Below are 995 nucleotides of genomic sequence, written 5' to 3' on the forward strand. Positions count from 1 at the left end.
AGAAGGCCATTGCCCATCCGACGGACAGCCGGCTGCTGGAGACTGCTCGCATCAAACTGGTGGAGGCCGCCAAGGCGGCGGGCCTCCCGCTGAAGCAGACCTTTGCCAAGGAAGGTGAGCAACTGAGCCGTCAGGCCGGGCGTTATGCCCACGCGCGTCAGTTCAAACGCATGCGCCGGGCAATCAAGCGCCAGCGCACTATTGTGGGGCGGCTTGCCCGCGAGATTGACCGCAAAGCCAGCGCGCTGGGCCAAGCGGTTCGTGATGCCTTGGGCGAGGTCTTGGACAAGGCCCGGCGCATCGTCGCTCAGAGCGCCCAGCGCAAGGCGGTCAACGGGCAGCCCAAGCTGTACGCCTGGCACGCGCCAGAAGTGGACTGCATCAGTAAAGGCAAGGCGCGCCGCCCTTACGAGTTTGGGGTGAAGGTAGGCATTGCCAGCTCCTTCAAAGGCAACCTGATCGTGGGTGCCCGGGCGTTTCACTGCAATCCGTATGACGGCCACACGCTGGGCTCACAACTTGAGCAGGCCACCATTCTGATGCAGGACTGTGCGGTACAGCCGGATAAGGTGTTTGTAGACCTGGGTTATCGGGGCGTGGACGCAGAGAATCCTGGCGTGCGCATCATCCATCGGGGCAAGCCCAAGCGGCTGACGGCGCAGGAGAGAAAGCAACTCAAGCGGCGCCAGGCCATTGAACCCATCATTGGCCACTTGAAGGCGGATCATCGGATGGGCCGCTGTCATCTGAAAGGCGAACAGGGCGATCGGTTGCATGCGGTGCTGTGCGCGGCGGGATACAACATCAAGTGGCTGCTGCGCATGATTGCTAAGAAGGGGGTGCCCTTCTTGTGGTGTATTTTTTTGCGCCTGCAAAAAGACATCGATACAGGTCGATTCTGGTCGATCTTGGCCGCACGGCGACCCAGTGGCCGAACTAACCGCCGTGTCAGCTCAATACCGCCGGCACTTCTGGCGGCGTGAAGTGGTTCCTGA

Annotated in this window: 1 protein-coding gene; it reads left to right on the forward strand. The window is 61.5% G+C overall.

Annotation, left to right across the window (positions count from 1 at the left end):
- The coding region (locus tag ACMHYJ_RS16840; protein WP_414247307.1) for an IS5 family transposase at window positions 1-983 on the forward strand (983 nt) is incomplete at its 5' end.
- Window positions 984-995: the final 12 nt, after the last annotated feature.

The organism is Castellaniella hirudinis (assembly GCF_047468865.1).
Lineage (GTDB): Bacteria > Pseudomonadota > Gammaproteobacteria > Burkholderiales > Burkholderiaceae_B > Castellaniella > Castellaniella hirudinis_A.